Annotated in this window: 22 protein-coding genes and 1 pseudogene; 22 read left to right on the forward strand and 1 reads right to left on the reverse strand. The window is 40.6% G+C overall.

All coding sequences use genetic code 11. The features are described from left to right. Positions 1–5 precede the first annotated feature (5 nt). The 11 genes and pseudogenes from BK049_RS16500 to BK049_RS16550 all read left to right on the forward strand — a co-directional run bounded on the left by BK049_RS16500 (position 6) and on the right by BK049_RS16550 (position 8,882). Positions 6–233: a YqzK family protein gene (locus BK049_RS16500; RefSeq protein WP_008361814.1), complete on the forward strand. Its 228-nt coding sequence runs from the start codon at positions 6–8 to the stop codon at positions 231–233. 6 nt (positions 234–239) lie between these two features. Beyond that, entirely contained in the window at positions 240–1,130 is an 891-nt protein-coding gene (gene xerD / locus BK049_RS16505) for a site-specific tyrosine recombinase XerD (RefSeq protein WP_008361812.1), read from the forward strand. A gap of 153 nt (positions 1,131–1,283) precedes the next feature. Then, complete coding sequence (gene deoB, locus BK049_RS16510) at positions 1,284–2,468, forward strand: phosphopentomutase (RefSeq protein ID WP_071168982.1); 1,185 nt, start codon at positions 1,284–1,286, stop codon at positions 2,466–2,468. A gap of 11 nt (positions 2,469–2,479) precedes the next feature. Beyond that, complete coding sequence (locus tag BK049_RS16515; protein WP_008361808.1) at positions 2,480–3,292, forward strand: purine-nucleoside phosphorylase; 813 nt, start codon at positions 2,480–2,482, stop codon at positions 3,290–3,292. Positions 3,293–3,450: 158 nt separating this feature from the next. Beyond that, entirely contained in the window at positions 3,451–4,605 is a 1,155-nt protein-coding gene (locus BK049_RS16520) for a D-alanyl-D-alanine carboxypeptidase family protein (RefSeq protein WP_406566830.1), read from the forward strand. A gap of 164 nt (positions 4,606–4,769) precedes the next feature. Further along, a complete protein-coding gene (spoIIAA, locus tag BK049_RS16525; protein ID WP_008361804.1) occupies positions 4,770–5,123 on the forward strand; it encodes an anti-sigma F factor antagonist in 354 nt (117 codons plus the stop codon). Further along, on the forward strand, positions 5,120–5,560 hold the full coding sequence (gene spoIIAB, locus BK049_RS16530; protein ID WP_008361802.1) for an anti-sigma F factor: 441 nt from the start codon (positions 5,120–5,122) through the stop codon (positions 5,558–5,560). Before spoIIAA ends, spoIIAB begins: the two co-directional genes overlap by 4 nt. A 12-nt stretch (positions 5,561–5,572) precedes the next feature. Beyond that, positions 5,573–6,340, forward strand: a complete 768-nt coding sequence (gene sigF / locus BK049_RS16535; RefSeq protein WP_071168983.1) for an RNA polymerase sporulation sigma factor SigF — start codon at positions 5,573–5,575, stop codon at positions 6,338–6,340. A 101-nt stretch (positions 6,341–6,441) separates the two neighbouring features. Next, positions 6,442–6,872: pseudogene (locus tag BK049_RS16540) on the forward strand (IS3 family transposase); the annotation flags it as partial. Positions 6,873–6,890: 18 nt separating this feature from the next. After that, entirely contained in the window at positions 6,891–7,700 is an 810-nt protein-coding gene (locus BK049_RS16545; protein ID WP_008362163.1) for a hypothetical protein, read from the forward strand. A gap of 66 nt (positions 7,701–7,766) precedes the next feature. Beyond that, entirely contained in the window at positions 7,767–8,882 is a 1,116-nt protein-coding gene (locus BK049_RS16550) for a hypothetical protein (RefSeq protein WP_008362161.1), read from the forward strand. Between the two features lie 329 nt (positions 8,883–9,211). On the opposite strand, the gene BK049_RS16555 is transcribed toward BK049_RS16550, so the two are convergent. Beyond that, complete coding sequence (locus BK049_RS16555; RefSeq protein ID WP_008362159.1) at positions 9,212–9,478, reverse strand: YesK family protein; 267 nt, start codon at positions 9,476–9,478, stop codon at positions 9,212–9,214. Positions 9,479–9,992: 514 nt separating this feature from the next. Here BK049_RS16555 and BK049_RS19615 point away from each other — a divergent pair. The 11 genes from BK049_RS19615 (at position 9,993) to lysA (ending at position 19,010) form a co-directional block, all read left to right on the forward strand. Beyond that, positions 9,993–10,124, forward strand: a complete 132-nt coding sequence (locus tag BK049_RS19615) for a response regulator aspartate phosphatase (RefSeq protein ID WP_167358866.1) — start codon at positions 9,993–9,995, stop codon at positions 10,122–10,124. An 87-nt stretch (positions 10,125–10,211) separates the two neighbouring features. Further along, on the forward strand, positions 10,212–10,895 hold the full coding sequence (locus tag BK049_RS19895) for a tetratricopeptide repeat protein (protein WP_244887356.1): 684 nt from the start codon (positions 10,212–10,214) through the stop codon (positions 10,893–10,895). Between the two features lie 449 nt (positions 10,896–11,344). Continuing rightward, positions 11,345–12,498, forward strand: a protein-coding gene (locus tag BK049_RS16570; protein WP_145939419.1) for an IS3 family transposase whose coding sequence is annotated in 2 segments (ribosomal slippage) — positions 11,345–11,618 and positions 11,618–12,498 — 1,155 coding nt in all. Because the reading frame shifts where the segments join, the coding sequence is not laid out codon by codon here. 151 nt (positions 12,499–12,649) lie between these two features. Further along, positions 12,650–13,270 (forward strand): stage V sporulation protein AA, encoded by a 621-nt coding sequence (locus BK049_RS16575; RefSeq protein WP_008359660.1) that lies wholly within the window; start codon positions 12,650–12,652, stop codon positions 13,268–13,270. Continuing rightward, positions 13,260–13,676: a stage V sporulation protein AB gene (locus tag BK049_RS16580; protein WP_071168984.1), complete on the forward strand. Its 417-nt coding sequence runs from the start codon at positions 13,260–13,262 to the stop codon at positions 13,674–13,676. The genes BK049_RS16575 and BK049_RS16580 overlap by 11 nt, the downstream gene beginning before the upstream one ends. Positions 13,677–13,696: 20 nt before the next feature. Then, entirely contained in the window at positions 13,697–14,149 is a 453-nt protein-coding gene (spoVAC, locus tag BK049_RS16585) for a stage V sporulation protein AC (RefSeq protein WP_008359664.1), read from the forward strand. 12 nt (positions 14,150–14,161) lie between these two features. Then, on the forward strand, positions 14,162–15,178 hold the full coding sequence (gene spoVAD, locus BK049_RS16590) for a stage V sporulation protein AD (protein ID WP_071168985.1): 1,017 nt from the start codon (positions 14,162–14,164) through the stop codon (positions 15,176–15,178). Further along, complete coding sequence (gene spoVAE, locus BK049_RS16595; protein ID WP_008359668.1) at positions 15,178–15,528, forward strand: stage V sporulation protein AE; 351 nt, start codon at positions 15,178–15,180, stop codon at positions 15,526–15,528. Before spoVAD ends, spoVAE begins: the two co-directional genes overlap by 1 nt. Before the next feature lie 6 nt (positions 15,529–15,534). Then, a complete protein-coding gene (spoVAEA, locus tag BK049_RS16600; RefSeq protein ID WP_071168986.1) occupies positions 15,535–16,143 on the forward strand; it encodes a stage V sporulation protein SpoVABEA in 609 nt (202 codons plus the stop codon). Continuing rightward, positions 16,097–17,569: a spore germination protein gene (locus BK049_RS16605; protein WP_071168987.1), complete on the forward strand. Its 1,473-nt coding sequence runs from the start codon at positions 16,097–16,099 to the stop codon at positions 17,567–17,569. The genes spoVAEA and BK049_RS16605 overlap by 47 nt, the downstream gene beginning before the upstream one ends. A 115-nt stretch (positions 17,570–17,684) precedes the next feature. After that, entirely contained in the window at positions 17,685–19,010 is a 1,326-nt protein-coding gene (lysA, locus tag BK049_RS16610; protein ID WP_071168988.1) for a diaminopimelate decarboxylase, read from the forward strand. The last annotated feature ends 5 nt before the right edge of the window (positions 19,011–19,015 follow it).

Consider the following 19,015-nt stretch of genomic DNA (forward strand, 5'->3'; position numbering starts at 1 on the left):
AGATCATGCGAAAATGGCTCAAAACAACAGGTGAAGTGATGAAAGTATTTATCTTGTTCACTGGTTTTACCGTCCTGTTCTATTATGCTATGATATGGATAAATTCAGAATATGAAAGCTATCATCGTTATGATAAACCAGAGGGTGCAGCGATTAAAGTGATGGAAATGGATCAGCCGAAACAAAACACCTGGCAGGATCGATTGATTTATTTTTATCAAAACGGGGAGTAGAAACCATTGAAGGATCAATTATCCGACTTTATTCATTTTATGACAGTAGAGAGAGGACTCTCTGAAAATACCATTGTCTCTTATAAAAGAGATTTACAGAACTATTTGTCCTTTTTAATGACACATGAGCAGTTGACAGATATCAAAGATGTCACGCGCCTTCATATCATTCATTATTTAAAGAAGCTAAAAGACGAAGGGAAATCGAGTAAAACGTCTGTGCGGCATCTATCATCCATTCGCTCCTTTCATCAATTTCTGCTCAGGGAAAAAGTGACAACAGATGACCCGTCATGGAACATCGAATCGCAAAAAACAGAGCGGAAATTACCGAAAGTTCTATCACTAGGTGAGGTCGAAAAGCTGCTCGATACACCAAAGCAGCACACACCATTTGACTACCGTGACAAAGCCATGCTTGAGCTTTTATATGCAACCGGTATTCGTGTGAGTGAAATGCTGGATCTGACCCTTGCAGATGTTCATCTGACAATGGGCTTTATCCGCTGTTTTGGAAAAGGGCGAAAAGAGCGCATCGTGCCTATTGGTGAAGCCGCTGCAAGTGCGATTGAAGTATATATTGAAAAAGGAAGACACAAGCTTTTAAAAAAACAGCCGGCTGATGCCTTGTTCCTCAATCACCATGGGAAAAAGATGTCACGACAAGGCTTTTGGAAAAATTTAAAAAAACGAGCCATCGAAGCGGGCATTCAAAAAGAATTGACGCCGCATACGCTCAGGCATTCATTTGCAACACATCTACTTGAAAACGGTGCGGATCTTAGAGCCGTTCAGGAGATGCTCGGTCATGCCGATATTTCTACTACACAAATTTACACACATGTCACGAAAACAAGATTAAAAGACGTGTATCACAAATTCCATCCAAGGGCATAAGTAAAGCATGACACGGAGAACGTGTATCATGCTTTTTTTTGTTTGGACCGTTTAAGGTTGTCAATTGACTTGAAAACGGTTTATACTTGAGATGTCTGACCTCTCTAAATATGAAAGGTCAAAGGATAAGAATATTGAAGGAGGCGCTTTTTCATGCCTGATTATCAGTATAAACGCATTTTCCTCATTGTGATGGATTCAGTAGGAATTGGGGAAGCACCAGATGCTGCTGATTTTAATGATGTAGGTGCAGATACACTTGGACATATTGCAGAAAAAATGAACGGGCTTCATATGCCGAACATGGCGAAGCTTGGGCTGGGTCATATTAAAGAAATTAAAGGAATTCCAGCGGATGAAAAACCGCTTGCGTATTATGGGAAGATGCAAGAAGCATCAAACGGTAAAGACACAATGACAGGTCATTGGGAAATCATGGGTCTGTACATAGACACACCATTTAAAGTCTTTCCAGACGGATTTCCAGATGAACTATTAAATGAACTAAAAGAAAAAACCGGACGCGGCATCATTGGAAATAAACCGGCGTCTGGTACAGAAATCCTTGATGAGCTTGGCGAAGAGCATATGAAAACAGGCGATTTAATCGTTTATACTTCAGCGGATTCGGTGCTGCAAATTGCTGCACACGAAGAAGTTGTACCATTAGACGAACTTTACCGCATTTGCGAAATCGCACGTGAACTCACATTAGATGAAAAGTATATGGTAGGGCGCATTATCGCTCGTCCGTTTGTCGGGAAGCCGGGGGCATTTGTCAGAACACCAAACCGTCATGACTATGCGTTAAAACCATTTGACCGTACAGTGATGAATGAACTGAAAGATGATGGACTGGATGTCATTGCAATCGGAAAAATCTCTGATATTTATGATGGCGAAGGGATCACCTCTTCACTCAGAACAAAATCCAACATGGATGGAATGGACAAGCTAGTTGAGACGCTGAAAACAGACTTTACAGGACTTAGCTTCTTAAATCTTGTCGATTTTGACGCGCTTTATGGACACAGAAGAGATCCAGAAGGCTACGGTAAAGCACTAGAGGAATTTGACGCACGTCTTCCTGAAGTATTTGATCTATTAAAAGAGGATGATCTGCTTGTGATCACAGCAGATCACGGAAATGACCCGGTTCATCACGGAACAGATCATACAAGAGAATATGTTCCGCTTATTGCTTACAGCAAAAAGCATCAGGAAGCGAATGAACTCCCAACAGCAAAAACCTTTGCTGATCTAGGGGCAACGGTAGCAGATAATTTCAAATCAACGCTGCCAAAATACGGAACAAGCTTTTTATCTAAACTCAAATAGGGGGAAATCTCGTGGGAACACAGTTTTCAGAAGCGGCGGCATACATTAAACAAGCATCGACATATGTACCAACAGTTGGATTGATTTTAGGGTCAGGTCTTGGCATTTTAGCAGATGAAATTGAACATCCGATCAAATTAAAATACGAAGATATTCCTGGATTCCCTGTTTCAACAGTAGAGGGGCATGCTGGTCAGCTCGTGATTGGAACGCTGAAAGGCACGGTCGTTTGTGCCATGCAAGGGCGTTTTCATTTCTATGAAGGATATGATATGAAACAAGTGACGTTTCCTGTCCGTGTGATGAAAGAAATCGGCATTGAGACATGTATTGTTACAAATGCAGCAGGCGGCGTGAATACGTCCTTCCATCCTGGTGATCTCATGCTGATTACAGATCATATCAATATGATGGGAACCAATCCGTTAATTGGACCAAACGACAGTCAAGGGGTTCGTTTCCCTGATATGTCTGCACCGTATGATCAGGAATTGCTGGCACTTGCAGAGAAAACCGCTCAAAACCTAGGGATATCTGTGCAGCAAGGCGTTTATGCAGGAATGACAGGCCCATCCTATGAAACGCCGGCTGAAGTACGTTTCCTCAGAACGCTTGGTGCTGATGCGGTCGGTATGTCGACTGTGCCAGAAGTCATCGTGGCTCGTCATGCAGGAATAAAAGTACTTGGTATTTCATGCATTTCCAATGCGGCCTCAGGTATTTTAGATCAGCCGCTTTCTCATGATGAAGTCATCGAAGTGACGGAAAAAGTGAAAGCCAGTTTCCTTGATTTAGTGAAAGATGTTGTCAAACAACTCTCATAGAACGTGTCCTAAAGCCTTCTGTTCATTAAGCAGAAGGCTTTTTTTATGGCAATCAAACGATCTCTGAATAAAACAGCCTTTATGAGGAAAAAATAAAAAGGATTACGATAATGGAGGTCTGCCACTTGAAACGTCATATATGTGCATTGTTTATTTTAATGATCCTTATCTCAATGGTGTCGCCATCAGCGACAGCAAAAGAAAAAATCGAAAAGCCAGGAGAAAAACAAACATCAGAATTGGCGCATGAAGCCAAATCAGCCATTTTAATTGAACGTGACACGGGAAAGGTGCTTTACAACAAAAACAGTGATGAAAAGCTTGCGCCAGCAAGTATGACCAAAATCATGACGATGCTTCTCATCATGGAAGCAATTGACCAAGGAAAGATCAAAATGACGGACAAGGTCAGAACAAGCGACTATGCAGCATCAATGGGAGGCTCACAAATTTTCCTTGAACCTGGAGAAGAAATGACTGTGAAAGAAATGCTGAAAGGCATTGCGATTGCTTCAGGAAACGACGCTTCAGTTGCCATGGCAGAGCATATTGCTGGATCTGAAGAACAATTTGTTGAGCAAATGAACAAAAAGGCAAAAGAACTTGGCCTCAAATCAACCGTCTTTCAAAACCCAACAGGACTTCCTGAAAAAGATCATTACAGCACAGCTCATGATATGGCAAAAATGGCGAAAGAGCTGTTAAAATATGAACAAATCACCAAATTTACAGGTGTATATGAAGACTACCTCCGGCAAAACACGGATAAAAAATTCTGGCTTGTAAACACAAACCGTCTCATTAAATTTTATCCAGGCGTCGATGGGATGAAAACAGGATTTACTGCCGAGGCGAAATATTGTTTAACCGCATCCGCTAAAAAAGGCAACATGCGCGTCATTGCTGTTGTATTCGGTGCAAGTACACCGAAAGACAGAAACGCTCAAGTCGTCAAAATGCTGGATTATGCATTTAGTCAATATACCACCCATCCTCTGTACAAACGAGGACAAGACGTGGCAGAGATCAAAGTGAGCAAAGGGAAAAAGAAAAACATCCAGCTTGTCACATCTGAACCGATTTCTCTTTTAACGAAAAAAGGCGAAAATGTCGATCAGATCAAAAAAGAAATTAAACTATCTCAAGATGTCACGGCCCCATTTTCAAAAGGAACCAAGCTTGGCACCATCGTTTTGAAAAAAGATGGGAAAGTGCTTCATGAAAGCCCTGTCGAGGCAAAAGAAGACATGGAAAGAGCCGGTGTTTGGACTTTCTTTAAACGGGCAATGGCCGAATTTGTCAAATGGAAATAAGAGGCGAAAGACTGCTGCAAGTGGCAGTCTTTTTTTGCTATGAGCGAATAGAAAAGAACATCTAAATGTGACGAATGATCACTAGTTTTGTCATGGTGAAGGATTTACTTCATAGAAAAGAGAAACATTCTTTATCCGAAAATAGAGCAAGGAGGAAGAAAAAGATGAGCCTTGGTATTGATTTTCAAGTCAAAGAGAGCGTACTTTGCATTCGGTTGACAGGAGAGCTCGATCATCACTCTGCAGAAACGTTGAGACAAAAGGTGACGAATTATTTGGAAACAGAGGACATTCGCCACATCGTGCTGAATTTAGCTGATTTATCATTTATGGACAGTTCTGGCCTCGGGGTTATTTTAGGAAGATATAAGCAGATTAAGCAGCTTGGTGGCGAAATGGTCGTCTGCGCGATCTCGCCAGCGGTGAACCGTTTATTTGATATGTCTGGCTTGTTTAAAATCATCCGTATGGAGCCTTCAGAGCAAACAGCGCTGCAAACATTGGGGGTGGCATCATGACAAATGAAATGAATCTGACCTTCTCTGCTTTGAGTCAAAATGAATCCTTCGCAAGGGTAACAGTAGCGGCGTTCATCGCCCAGCTTGATCCGACATTAGATGAATTAACCGAGATCAAAACGGTCGTATCAGAGGCAGTAACAAACTCCATTATTCACGGATATGACGGAAACCCAGATGGAAAGGTGCATATTAGTGTCACGCTGGATGATCATGTGGTGTATTTGACGATACGCGACGAAGGTATGGGAATTACAGATCTTGAGGAAGCAAGACAGCCTCTTTTCACAACAAAGCCAGACTTAGAACGATCCGGGATGGGATTTACCATTATGGAGAATTTTATGGACGATGTCATGGTAGACTCATCTCCAGAAATGGGCACAACGATCCGTTTAACAAAGCATCTATCAAAAAGCAAAGCGCTTTGTAATTAAGGAGCTGCTCATATGGATGTGGAGGTAAAAAAGCAAGCAAAAAAAGCACAGCTGTCAAATAATGAAGTGAAACAGCTCATAAAAAAAAGCCAAGACGGAGATCAGCAAGCAAGAGACCTCCTCGTAGAAAAAAACATGCGTCTTGTTTGGTCCGTCGTTCAGCGCTTTTTAAATAGAGGATATGAACCAGATGATCTATTTCAGATAGGCTGTATCGGCCTGTTAAAATCTGTTGATAAATTTGATTTATCCTATGATGTGAAATTTTCGACCTATGCTGTTCCCATGATCATCGGTGAAATCCAGCGCTTCATTCGTGATGATGGAACGGTCAAAGTCAGCAGGTCCTTAAAGGAACTTGGAAATAAAATCAGGCGGGCAAGAGACGAATTGTCTAAATCTCATGGGAGAATGCCGACTGTACAGGAAATCGCTGATTATCTCGACATCACACCAGAGGATGTCGTCCTCGCTCAAGAAGCGGTTCGCTCCCCGTCATCTATACATGAAACCGTGTATGAAAATGACGGTGATCCGATTACACTGCTCGATCAAATTGCCGATCATTCAGAAGAAAGATGGTTTGATAAAATTGCGCTAAAAGAGGCAATCAAGGAATTAGAAGAGCGAGAGAAACTGATTGTGTACTTAAGGTATTATAAAGACCAAACGCAATCTGAGGTAGCAGAGAGACTTGGTATTTCACAAGTACAAGTCTCAAGGCTTGAAAAGAAAATTTTAAAACAAATCCAAGTGCAAATGGATCAAAAAGACAGCTAGCCTATTGGTACTGACCCCATCAGATGAGACAAATCAAAAACACCTTCAAGTTTGAAAACGGATCGTTGTGATCCGAAATAAAGCATGGAGGTGTTTTTTCTATGGGTACAAGAGTGAGTTATCCGGTTGAAGTGAAACAGAAGGCTGTAGAAATGAGATTGGCAGGTGTACCTATGAAAGAGATCATGCAGGAATTGAATATTAAGAATAAAACGCAGGTTCAGACATGGGTGAGGTGGCATAAGGCTGGGGATACACACCGGTTTGAACAGCCTGTTGGAAAACAATATACCTATGGAAAGGGTCCTGAGTACTCTTCCGAATTAGAGAGACTTCAGGCAGAAAATCGCTATTTGAGTCAACAGAATGAAGTTTTAAAAAAGTACAACGAATTGGAAAGGAAGTTGATAAGGAAACGGCAATCAAACTGGTAGAAGAATTGTGCGAAACGATGACGATACAGGACACCTGTTTCCATTTAGGTATCTCACGCACTTCGTACTATAGATGGAAAGTGGACCACGCTAAAAAAGGAATTGGAGGTAATAATATGAAAAAACGAAACGTTATTGTCACATCCTTGTTGTCAGCATCTGTATTATTCACTGGGTTTGGATTGGAAGGAAATGCACAAGCGACAGATGTATACCCTTCTATGAACAATGAAAGAGCCAAAGAAGAAATAGAAGAAATGAAAGCAGAGGGTATGACCTCTGAACAGATTAATGAGCTTTACGAGATGAGCAAAAAGGAGTATAACTCTGTATCTACAGAAGAAAAAGCAGAAGCTATATTCGAAGAGTCGCAGAAAGATATCGATCAATATATTAAAGAAGGCGTGATTGACGAGTATTTACCTAAGTACAACGAAGAGAAAGATAAGATAAGCGTAAACGCCAAGAATTTAGGCACTAAGGGCGATGTATTAGTAAGCTATGACTTGAATTCAGGTAGCTCCGCAATTGGCTTCGGACACGCCGCAATTGTCTCAAGAAAAGCAGCTAAGACCGTAGAGGCTTGGCATAAAAATTGGAGTCCTATTAAACAACATGGAGTCAGAAGATATAATAATAATTGGGGTTCTAGAAAGAAGGTTTACGGGCTATGGGTGAAGAAGTCTAATAATACCAAATATGTAAATGCGGCTAAGTATGCTGAAAAGCAAGCTGACCAAAAGAAGCCATACAACATGAATTTCTTTGACAAGAAAACTACCAAAAAATTCTATTGTTCTCAATTGGCCTGGAGAGCTTGGAAGAACCAAGGGCACGACATTGACAATATAAAAATTGATTCGGTTGTGTCGCCAATGGAATTAGTCAACTCTAACAACACGAAGGTCTTTTATCATAAAAAGTAAGTCAATAAGCAGTCGGGGGACTCCCTCGATTGCTTTACTTGTTTAAAATTGAAAGGAGATGATTGAATGAAATACTTAAAACTACTTATTTCAGCTTGCGCCATTGCATTAATATGTACAGCATGCTCAAAGAAAGAGGAGGCTGCTGTTGACTCACCTAAGAGAGAATTGAGCAATATGAAAGACAGTAAATTTGCTATCATTTATTCGCAGGTAATGGATAGAGGATGCGAGGTGGTCAACTATAACAACGAAGGAAAGAAATTGTCGAGTATTACAATGAAAGACTGTGTGGGATTTACCTCATCTACTCAGAGCGATAATAATATGTACTTTTCATCTAATAGGTCTAATTATCATGTATCCCTAAATAAGAAGACTGGGAAGGTAGAGCCTTTGAATACAAAATCACTTTCAAAGTCTACAGATGACGAGGGTGCATTCTTTATTAACTACTCTAATGGGTATGTTATACACGATATTAACGTTGGCTTTACAGAGGATGGCTTAGTAGGAGAATTAGTATATTGGAATGAAGATGACAACGATAAAAATCAAGTTGAATTAGACGGAGAATTAACAACAGCTATATTTGAAGACAAAAAAATCTATGCCATTCTCAGTAATGATGAAAGTGTCACAGTGTCTTCAATAGACCCTAAAACTCATAAAGAAAAACGAAAAAAGTTAGATGTCGACTCAGTCTTCTTTCCTGACAATAATGAATCTTTGAAGTCATTAAACAATGAAGAATTAATTCTTGCCGTAAACGATGGCGTTGACAGTAAGAAAGAATCGATGTTGGTTGTACTCGACAAAAAAACTCTCGATAAGAAGAGAGAAATAGTAATGGATAAAGGATTCATTATCTACAAGATCAATGTAGGCAAGGATAGAGTCACGATAGTTTCCTATGAAGGAGAAGTCAAGACATTCAACAAAGACCTCAAAGAGATATCTTCTGAAAAAATTCCACTTAATTTTAAATCAGATGACGAACGTTTAGAAGAGGTCAAGATTTTAGACGGCAAGATTTATGCATTGGTAAGAATGTTTGATAGAGATAAGGATGGAGTTATTGGCAGAATTATTGAATATAATATTGAAAGCAAAGACTCTAAGGAGATATCACTAAAATCTGATAGAGACTGGGAAATGACCAGCATGGAAGTTATAAGATAACTGTAGAGGAGAGTGGAGTAAATTAACTTACATTATCTTCAACCCATGGGTCTTGTGTTATTCACATTGCCGTTGTTGTATTTAGTTTGGGGGATTATTGGGTATTTAATCTTTAAGAAGATTCATGTGGTGCTAATTATCACATTTATAACTTCAACCATCTTCATATTTGCCTATACTGGATTCGACCTGTCGAATATGTATTGGGTAGTGGCTATGACCTTTTTATGCATGTGTACCACTGTCATCACAAAAATCATTCGATATATGTATTATCGCTATAAAAGAGCATAATAACCAGTCAAAGCTTGTGTTCCCGAACATGAGCTTTATTTTTGTTTCATACCACTAAAATAACTCAAGAAGCTGGTAATAATTAAAGAGATAACTGATGCAATTAGCAAAGATACACTCATTGCACCCATTCCTAAACCTTCCCATTCTCCTACAAAGAAACTTATAATTAATAAGATAATGCTTGCCATCATTAAAACTGCTGGAAATCCATACTGTAAAAAGGATTTTCTTTTTTTAAATATTAAAGAAAAACCTAATATAATAACTGTAAGGATAGTTGTCAGTAGCCAGAAAGGCATTTGTCTCGCCTCCTTGAAAGAATATGATAAGAGAACCCTAATGAATATTTATGTATCCTTTCAATATCCTACCACTGATTTAATCTGTTGACCACAGACCGAGAAGTGTTAAATAATCCATATAAAGTAAAGACTCTGTGACAATGATTATCACAGAGTCTTTACTTTATAATTTATTACCAGCTTCTTTCCCTAAACTCGATGTAATCACTTTGTCAGCTACTTCATGTGAGACAGCAGCAGAAGGAAAAATTGGTAAAGCTAATGCTACAGTTTCTTAGAGAAAACAGGTTGCTATTATAAGCGAGTCATCATGGTTATGGATCAAGTGGATAAAACCAGTAAAGAGCGTGAAAAATAAACAGCGTCTTTTGTAGGTGGATTTTTGTCATGTTTTGGAGTTCTTTATTGTCTGTATGGCATGTCACATTACTTATTTTTACATAATTTGTTTAAAAAGGTCATTTAATCTGCGATAATGAAAGAAAAGGGTAAATGATAGGGGGAGGTTTGTTTGTCGGAAGAAGTAGCAAGTCCATTTGTTGCTAAAATGATTGGTGATTGGTACGGACTTATAAAAAAACAAGATATCCTAAAAGCTGAAAAAAAGAAAAGCGAGATAGTACAAGCTTTTGAAAATATGTAAGAAGATCAAAATGTCTTATTATACTTTAACTTGATTGATGCCAGATACAAAATGATGGTGCAGGAGTTTGAGGGATCAAAAGTTTTATTGAAGCAAATAGACATTGAAGAGAAGCAGAAAACAGATGACATGATTCAGTATTATTATTTCTTCTTCAATGGCATGTATGAGTTCTATAAAAATCGATTTTCAGACGCTATCAACTATTATCATATCGCAGAGACCCGCCTTAGAAATGTTCCTGACGAATTAGAACGTGCTGAATTTAACTATCAGCTTGCGATTGCGTACTACAAAATCGCACAAAATCATTTCTCCATTAACCATGCCAAAAAAGCTTTAGAAAGCTTTAAATCAGCAGATTTACAAGAGAGTCGGATTGCTACTACTCTAATGGTAATCGCATCAAATAAGATGGATTTAAACCAACTCGAACAAGCTGAATCCACCTATAAGGATGCTATCAATTTAGCAGCAAAATCTAACATTGATTTGCCACAAGCGCTGGGGTATTTCAATCTAGGGATATGTTATGACCGTCAAGGAAAGGTTCAGCAAGCTTTAGACTCTTTCCAGAATGGGTTGTCTATTGAACTAAAAAAACCACACAAAACACTGCATATGAGAACTAAGTACATGTTAGCCCGTGTTCTCTTCCAGTTAGATAAAAAAGCTGAAGGGCTGGAGTCATACAATGAGTCACTCATATTGGCGAATGAATTATCTGACAATGCGTATATTGCTAAGTTAAACATCATACATTCAATTTAAATAACAGGTGATGAAGCTCAACTAGATGCAGCTTTAAATGTACTGAAAACTCAAAAACTTTGGAAAGATGCCGCAGAATTGTCAATCATGGCTGCAAGATTTTATAAAAAGCAGGATAATCATAAACTAGCATCAAAATACTTTGATGAAGGTTTGGAATCACAGGCCAAAAAATTGACATGGATGGAGGAGGAAGCTGAATGAAGCACCTGAAAGTTATGATATTAAGCCTTACCTTATTAATGGGGGTCACAACCGCAGTACATATAAATTCCTCGAACGATTTTCAAACCGCAGAAGACGCATACTTTGGTTAAGCCATTAATAAAAAGAAAAAGCCCTGTTGGTAGGGACTATACTGACCCCATCAGATGAGACAAATAAAAAACACCTTCAAGTTTGAAAATGGATCGTTGTGATCCGAAATAAAACATGGAGGTGTTTTTTCTATGGGGACAAGAGTGAGTTATCCGGTTGAAGTCAAACAGAAGGCTGTAGAAATGAGATTGGCAGGCGTACCTATGAAAGAGATTATGCAAAAATTGAATATCAAGAATAAGACGCAGGTTCAGACATGGGTGAGGTGGCATAAGGCTGGGGATACACACCGGTTTGAACAGCCTGTTGGAAAACAATATACCTATGGAAAGGGTCCTGAGTACTCTTCCGAATTAGAGAGACTTCAGGCAGAAAATCGCTATTTGAGTCAACAGAATGAAGTTTTAAAAAAGTACAACGAATTGGAAAGGAAGTTGATAAGGAAACGTCAATCAAACTGGTAGAAGAATTGTGCGAAACGATGACGATACAGGACACCTGTTTCCATTTAGGTATCTCACGCACTTCGTACTATAGATGGAAAAAGGATCTGACTCAGAATCACTCTAAAAGACAACTAGAGAAACAGGTCGGCACGTTGTGCCGAGAGCACAAGTATCGATATGGTTATCGAAAAATCACCGCCATACTAAAAATGAGCATGCGTATTAACCATAAAACTGTTCAACGTATCATGCAGAAAAACCAGTGGCAGTGCCGAGTTAAAATGAAAAAGCGTAAGAAGAATGGGCAGCCCTATGCCGTGGCTGGTAATATACTGGATCGGAACTTTCAGTCTGATCGCCCTCTTGAAAAACTAGTAACGGACATCACGTATTTGCCTTATGGACAGAAACAATTGTACCTTTCCAGTATATTGGATTTATATAATGGAGAAGTGATTGCTTTTAATATTGGTGATAAGCAGGACACAGACTTTATCTTAAACACACTTAATCAGCTCCCATCACTGCCTGAGAACTGCGTGTTACATAGCGACCAAGGTTCTGTGTATACATCTTACGAGTATCAGAAAGCTGTTCATAAGAAAGGCATTACCATGAGCATGTCCCGTAAAGGGACGCCCGCTGATAATGCCTCCATCGAATCGTTTCATTCCTCACTAAAGTCTGAAACGTTCTATCTTAACAGGATTGATCGAACTACGAACACCATTGTAGAACGCACTGTCAAAGAATACATTTATTATTATAACAACATTCGTATTCAAACGAAACTAAACAACCAATCACCGATAAACTATCGGCAACTGGCTGTTTCGTAAAGGTGTTTTGATCCCTGTCTCAAAAACGGGGGTCAGTCCCATTCGGCTGGCTTTTTTTGTGTGGTAATTACCGGTAAATGAAGTTCTTTCAGTATGAGAACCATTTTTCACCACATACTATTTTTAACCCATCGTATAGGAAGTGACTTGGATGGACGGACAAATCTTTATTCGGCTGCGCCATCGGATCAAGACCGGTAATGATCAGCTCATTTATTTAGCAGATATCGCCCAAATCACTGGTGATGAGCGGACTGTTCAAAAGCTCAGGAAAATGCCGATGTATCACGTCAGCAAAAAGGATCGTCACATCGTGGTTTTAGATATCATGCATGTGGTCAAAACGATCAAAAAAACGTGGCCAGACATTGACATTCAAACCGTCGGAGGCTCGGAGGCCATTGTTGAAATTGATACAGGCAAACGCCAGCTCTCACCCGTATTATTTGTGTTTGTATGGCTCCTATTATTTGTTGGAGCGGCCCTTGCCATCATGAATTTCCACGAGGATGTCAGTATGCGACTTGTTCATATCCGCCTATATGAAATGATCACAGGAAAAACAGTGGAGCATCCGTATTTATTGCAAATTCCATATAGTTTTGGACTCGGTTTTGGGATGATTTTATTTTTCAATCATGTCTTTAAAAAGCGTTTAAATGAAGAACCAAGTCCGCTCGAAGTGGAAATGTTCAAATACCAGCTCGACCTCGATCATTATGTTGCACTCAACGAAAATAAAGAAACATTAAAAGATATCCATGATCGGTAATTGGTTGTTTGTTGTGCTCGTAGGGCTTGGCGGCGGGTTAACGGTAGGGGCAGGATTTGTGGCATTTCTCACAGTGCTTGGCATTATCCCACGGTTAATGCAATTAACGAAAACGCAGCGTTTCATTCAAGGGTACGAGGCGGCTGTCATCAGTGGAGCGGTCGTTGGCGGATGGGCCACCTTAAGTCAAATGCATGTGCATTTATCCAAATGGCTGGTGCTCCCGATTGGCCTTTTATCAGGCATCTTCGTTGGCATGCTCGCCGCCGCACTCACTGAAGTGTTAAATGTACTTCCTATCTTAACGAAAAGAATTGGAATGGACGGGAAAATTGTGCTGCTGCTCATGGCCATCGTCTTAGGAAAGGTGTTTGGCTCATTATTTCATTGGCTTATTTATATTTAAAAATGTGGAGGGAACGACTTGTGTCAAGTTTAAAAGAGAATTATCCATCTAAGGTGAAAACGTATCAGCCCAAACCCCCTTATGTACTCAACTGCATAAAGGCTTTTCTTGTTGGCGGATTGATCTGTGCCATAGGCGAGGGATTGCAAAATTTCTATATTACCTTTTTCGATTTTAATGAGAAGACAGCGGGGAATCCAACGGTGGCGACCCTCATTTTAATGTCTTCTATTTTAACTGGTATCGGTATTTACGATAAAATTGGTCAGTTTGCTGGAGCGGGGTCTGCTGTCCCTGTGACAGGGTTTGCAAACAGTATGACAAGTGCGGCTCTTGAGCATAAAAGTGAAGGGCTTGTGTTAGGTGTGGCCACGAACATGTTTAAGCTTGCTGGAAACGTCATTGTGTTTGGTGTCGTCTCGGCATATGTCGTAGGAATCATTCGATACGTCTTGGAAAAGATGTTTTCGTAGGAGGAATGAAACGTGAAACTAACAGGTAAACAATCTTGGGTATTTGAACACAAGCTTTATGTTAATGCAGAAGGAACAGCTGCAGGACCGAAAGAAAAGGAAGGCCCGATCGGTCATCTCATTGATAAAACATACGATGAAATGCACTGTTATCAAAAGAACTGGGAAATGGCTGAAAGACAGCTTATGGATGATGCGATATCAACAGCTTTATCAAAAGCGAATCTGCAAAAAAGTGAGATTGATCTTTTGCTGGCAGGAGATTTACTGAACCAAAATGTCACAGCAAACTATGTGGCTAGAGAGCTTAAAATCCCGTTCCTTTGTTTATTTGGGGCTTGCTCCACATCAATGGAATCAGTCGCGATTGCCTCAGCATTAGTAGACGGCGGTTTTGCAAAAAGAGCGATTGCTGCGACAAGTAGCCATAATGCGACAGCAGAACGTCAATTTCGTAATCCGACAGAATACGGCGGACAAAAACCGGATACTGCGACAAGTACAGTGACTGGGAGCGGGGCAGTGATTATCAGCCAAGAGCCCTCTCAAATTCAAATCACAAGTGCAACCGTCGGACGGGTCATGGACCTTGGAATTACAGATCCATTTGACATGGGATCAGCCATGGCGCCAGCGGCAGCAGACACCATCAAGCAGCATTTGGGAGATTTAGGGAGGACAGTTGATGATTACGATCTTATTTTAACAGGTGATCTATCTGGCATTGGCTCACCGATCTTAAAGGATCTCCTCAAAGAAGACGGCATTCAGCTCGGCCGAAAGCACGATGATTGCGGCTTAATTATTTATACACCTGATCAAAATGTTTTCGCTGGAGGCAGCGGCTGTGCTTGTTCAGCTGTTGTGACATTCAGTCACATCTTTCAAGAAATGAAAGCAGGCAATTTGCAAAGAGTATTGGTTGTAGCAACCGGTGCGCTTCTCAGCCCAATGATGGTCCAGCAAAAAGAGACCATTCCAACCATTGCGCACGGAGTTGTATTTGAGCGTGCAGGAGGAGAGAGCTAATGGATTATCTTATCGCTTTTGTTGCAGGCGGGCTTATTTGCGTCATCGGCCAGCTTTTACTAGATGTACTTAAACTCACGCCTGCACATGTCATGACCACTTTTGTTGTGGCTGGAACCATTTTAGACGGGTTCGGTATTTATGATAAATTTATTGAATTTGCAGGTGCGGGTGCTACCGTGCCTATCGTGAGCTTTGGTCACAGCTTGCTTCATGGGGCGATGCACCAAGCCGATGAACACGGCTTTATTGGCATCGGGATTGGTATTTTTGAATTAACCTCTGCTGGAATATCAGCTGCGATTTTATTCTCATTTATTATCGCACTGATCTTTAAACCGAAAGGATAACCTAATATGGGGCAAAGACGCAAAGTCATTTTAGTGACAGACGGAGATATATATGCTGCCAAAACGATTGAGCTTGTCGCAAAAAAGGTTGGCGGAAGATGTATTTCCAGCTCAAAAGGGAATCCGAGCAAACGGACAGGACCAGAACTGGTCCAAATGATTTTAAAAACGCCGTATGACCCAGTGTTTGTCATGTTTGATGATTCTGGTTTAACTGGTGAAGGGACGGGGGAGACGGCGATGAAACATGTAGCAGGTCACCCTGAAATTGAAGTCATTGGCGCAATTGCAGTGGCATCTAAAACCCATCAAGCCGAATGGACAAAGGTACATGTTTCCATTGACCGAGAAGGTGAACTGACAGAATACGGCGTTGATAAACACGGACTTCCAGAAATGGAACCACATAAAATGAGCGGAGATACAGTGTATTGTCTGGATTCACTTCACCTTCCGTTTGTTGTGGGCATTGGAGATATTGGCAAGATGGGACGGAAAGATGATATAAGCAAAGGGTCTCCAATCACGATGAAAGCAGTTGAATTAATTTTAGAAAGGAGCGGTTTCTATGAAGAAAGACAAGGTACATGTGTTCCGAGATCCGAAGAAAAATGAAGATTTCTTCAAAGACAATGTCGGAATGGGTCTCAGCTTTGACCTTGGCGTTCGGAAAATTTATGTCCATGATCAGGAAATCCAGCTTTACTATGTAAATGGATTATGTGATACACAATATGTGATCTATTTATTAAAAGAACTGATTGAAATCAATGACAACGAACCTGAATCAGATGATCTTGCACGTGTGATAGAGAACCGCCTTGTCAATCAGCAAGTCTCCAAAGTTGAAACGCTGGATGAAGCTGTGGATCAAGTGCTGTCGGGGCTTGTGGCAGTCGTTGTAGAAGGCGAAAATTACGCATTCATCATTGACGTCAGGAGCTATCCTGGCAGAATGCCAGAGGAGCCGGATACAGAAAAGGTTGTCAGAGGTGCAAGAGACGGGTTTGTTGAAAACATTATTGTGAATACAGCACTTATTCGAAGAAGAGTGCGGGATGAAAAATTGCGCTACAAAATGCTTAAAGTAGGCGAACGTTCAAAAGCAGACGTTTGTGTTTGTTACATTGAAGACATTGCGGACCCAGATCTTGTTGATATTATTGAAAAAGAAGTATCCAGTATCAAAGTTGATGGACTGACGATGTCTGATAAAACGATTGAAGAATTTATCATAAAACAAGGATACAATCCCTTTCCGCTTGTCCGATATACCGAGCGTCCAGATGTTGCCGCTAACCATATATTAGAAGGGCATGTCATCATTATTACCGATACATCCCCTAGTGTCATCATTACGCCGACCACTATTTTTCATCACGTTCAACATGCAGAAGAATACCGCCAAGCACCAGCAGTTGGGACATTTTTAAGATGGGTGCGTTTTTTAGGCATCTTGTGTTCTACTTTTCTTTTGCCGATTTGGTTTCTTTTTATCCTAGAGCCGAATTTGTTACCAGACAATCTAAGCTATATAGGATTTAACAAACCCTCTCATATTCCTGTTATTCTCCAAGTGTTCCTTGCTGATTTTGGGGTCGAATTTTTACGAATGGCAGCGATACATACGCCAACCGCATTGTCGACGGCCATGGGCTTGATCGCAGCCGTTTTAATTGGACAAATTGCGATTGATGTTGGTTTATTTACACCAGAGGTCATTTTATACGTCTCACTAGCAGCCATCGGCACATTCACCACTCCGAGCTATGAGCTTAGCGTCGCTAATAAAATCATCCGACTGATCATATTAGCATTAGTAGCGATCTTTAAGCTGAATGGACTCATCATTGGTTTTACGTTGTTAGTCATTTATTTAACCTCTATTCGGTCCTTGCAGACGCCTTATATGTGGCCGTTCATTCCTTTCAATGGAAAGGCTTTGTGGCAAGTGCTCATTCGGACGTCTGTTCCTGGCTCAAAAGTAAGGCCGAGCATCGTTCACCCTCAAAACAGATCAAAAATTCCGCCAAATTCTTAACGCTCGTTGAAAGTGGCTGAAGATTGTGATATTGTATTTTTAACTTTGAGAAACGGCAAAAGGCAGCTCACGCAGCTGTCTTTTTTCAGCCGAGGCGGAGAAAGAGGGAATGACATTGTATTTACACGGCACTTGCAGACAAAATGAACTCGGACATTTAGAAATAGGTGGTGTGGATGCCGTTTCTTTAGCTGAAACGTATGGGACGCCACTTTATGTATATGATGTAGCTTTAATACGGGAGCGCGCAAAAAGCTTTCAAAAAGCATTTATTGAAGAAGAATTAAAGGCCCAGGTGGCATATGCGAGTAAGGCATTCTCTTCTATTGCGATGTTTCAGCTTGCCAAAGAAGAAGGATTATCACTTGATGTCGTTTCAGGCGGGGAGCTGCATACAGCTATTTGTGCTGGATTTCCAGTAGAAAAAATTCATTTCCATGGCAACAACAAAAGCAGAGAAGAATTAAAAATGGCATTAGAGTATGGGATTGGCTGTATTGTCGTTGATAATTTCTATGAAATCAAACTCATTGAACAGCTTGGTCAAGAGCTGTCGAAAAAGGTGAAAGTATTGCTCCGCATCACGCCGGGTGTTGAAGCACATACGCATGATTACATTACAACAGGTCAAGAAGATTCAAAATTCGGCTTTGATCTTCATAATGGACAAGCAGACGAAGCGGTGAAACAAGTGCTTGATTCAGAAGTGATTGAGCTTTTAGGTGTCCATTGCCATATTGGTTCACAAATCTTTGATACGGCTGGATTTGTCCTTGCAGCAGATAAAATTTTTATGAAGCTGGATGAATGGAGAGAATCATTTGGCTTTATTTCCACAGTGTTAAACTTAGGCGGCGGCTTTGGAATCCGTTATACAGCAGATGACGAACCACTGCCTGCGACAGAATACGTGGAGAAAATCATTCAAGCCGTGAAAGATAATGTATCCCGCTATGAGTTCGAAATGCCGGAGATTTGGATTGAGCCAGGCCGCTCTCTTGTTGGAGATGCAGGGACAACACTTTATACGATCGGCTCATCAAAACATGTACCTGGCATTCGTGATTATGTAGCGATTGACGGCGGGATGAGTGACAACATTCGTCCAGCTCTATATCAAGCAAAATATGAAGCGGCGAGTGCCAACAAAATGAGCCAAACGCACGACCAAACAGTTTCGATTGCAGGAAAATGCTGTGAGAGCGGAGATATGCTTATTTGGGATATCGACTTGCCAGAGCTATCACAAGGAGATTTACTAGCGGTCTTTTGTACAGGAGCATACGGCTACAGTATGTCAAACAACTATAACCGCATCCCGCGCCCGGCTGTTGTGTTTGTAGAAGATGGGGAAGCGCAGCTTGTGGTGGAGCGTGAGACATATGAGGACATTGTCAAATTAGATCTGCCTTATCAATCAAAAGTGAAATCATCTACTTAAAAAGA

This window comes from Bacillus xiamenensis (assembly GCF_001857925.1).
In the GTDB taxonomy this organism is placed as follows: domain Bacteria; phylum Bacillota; class Bacilli; order Bacillales; family Bacillaceae; genus Bacillus; species Bacillus xiamenensis.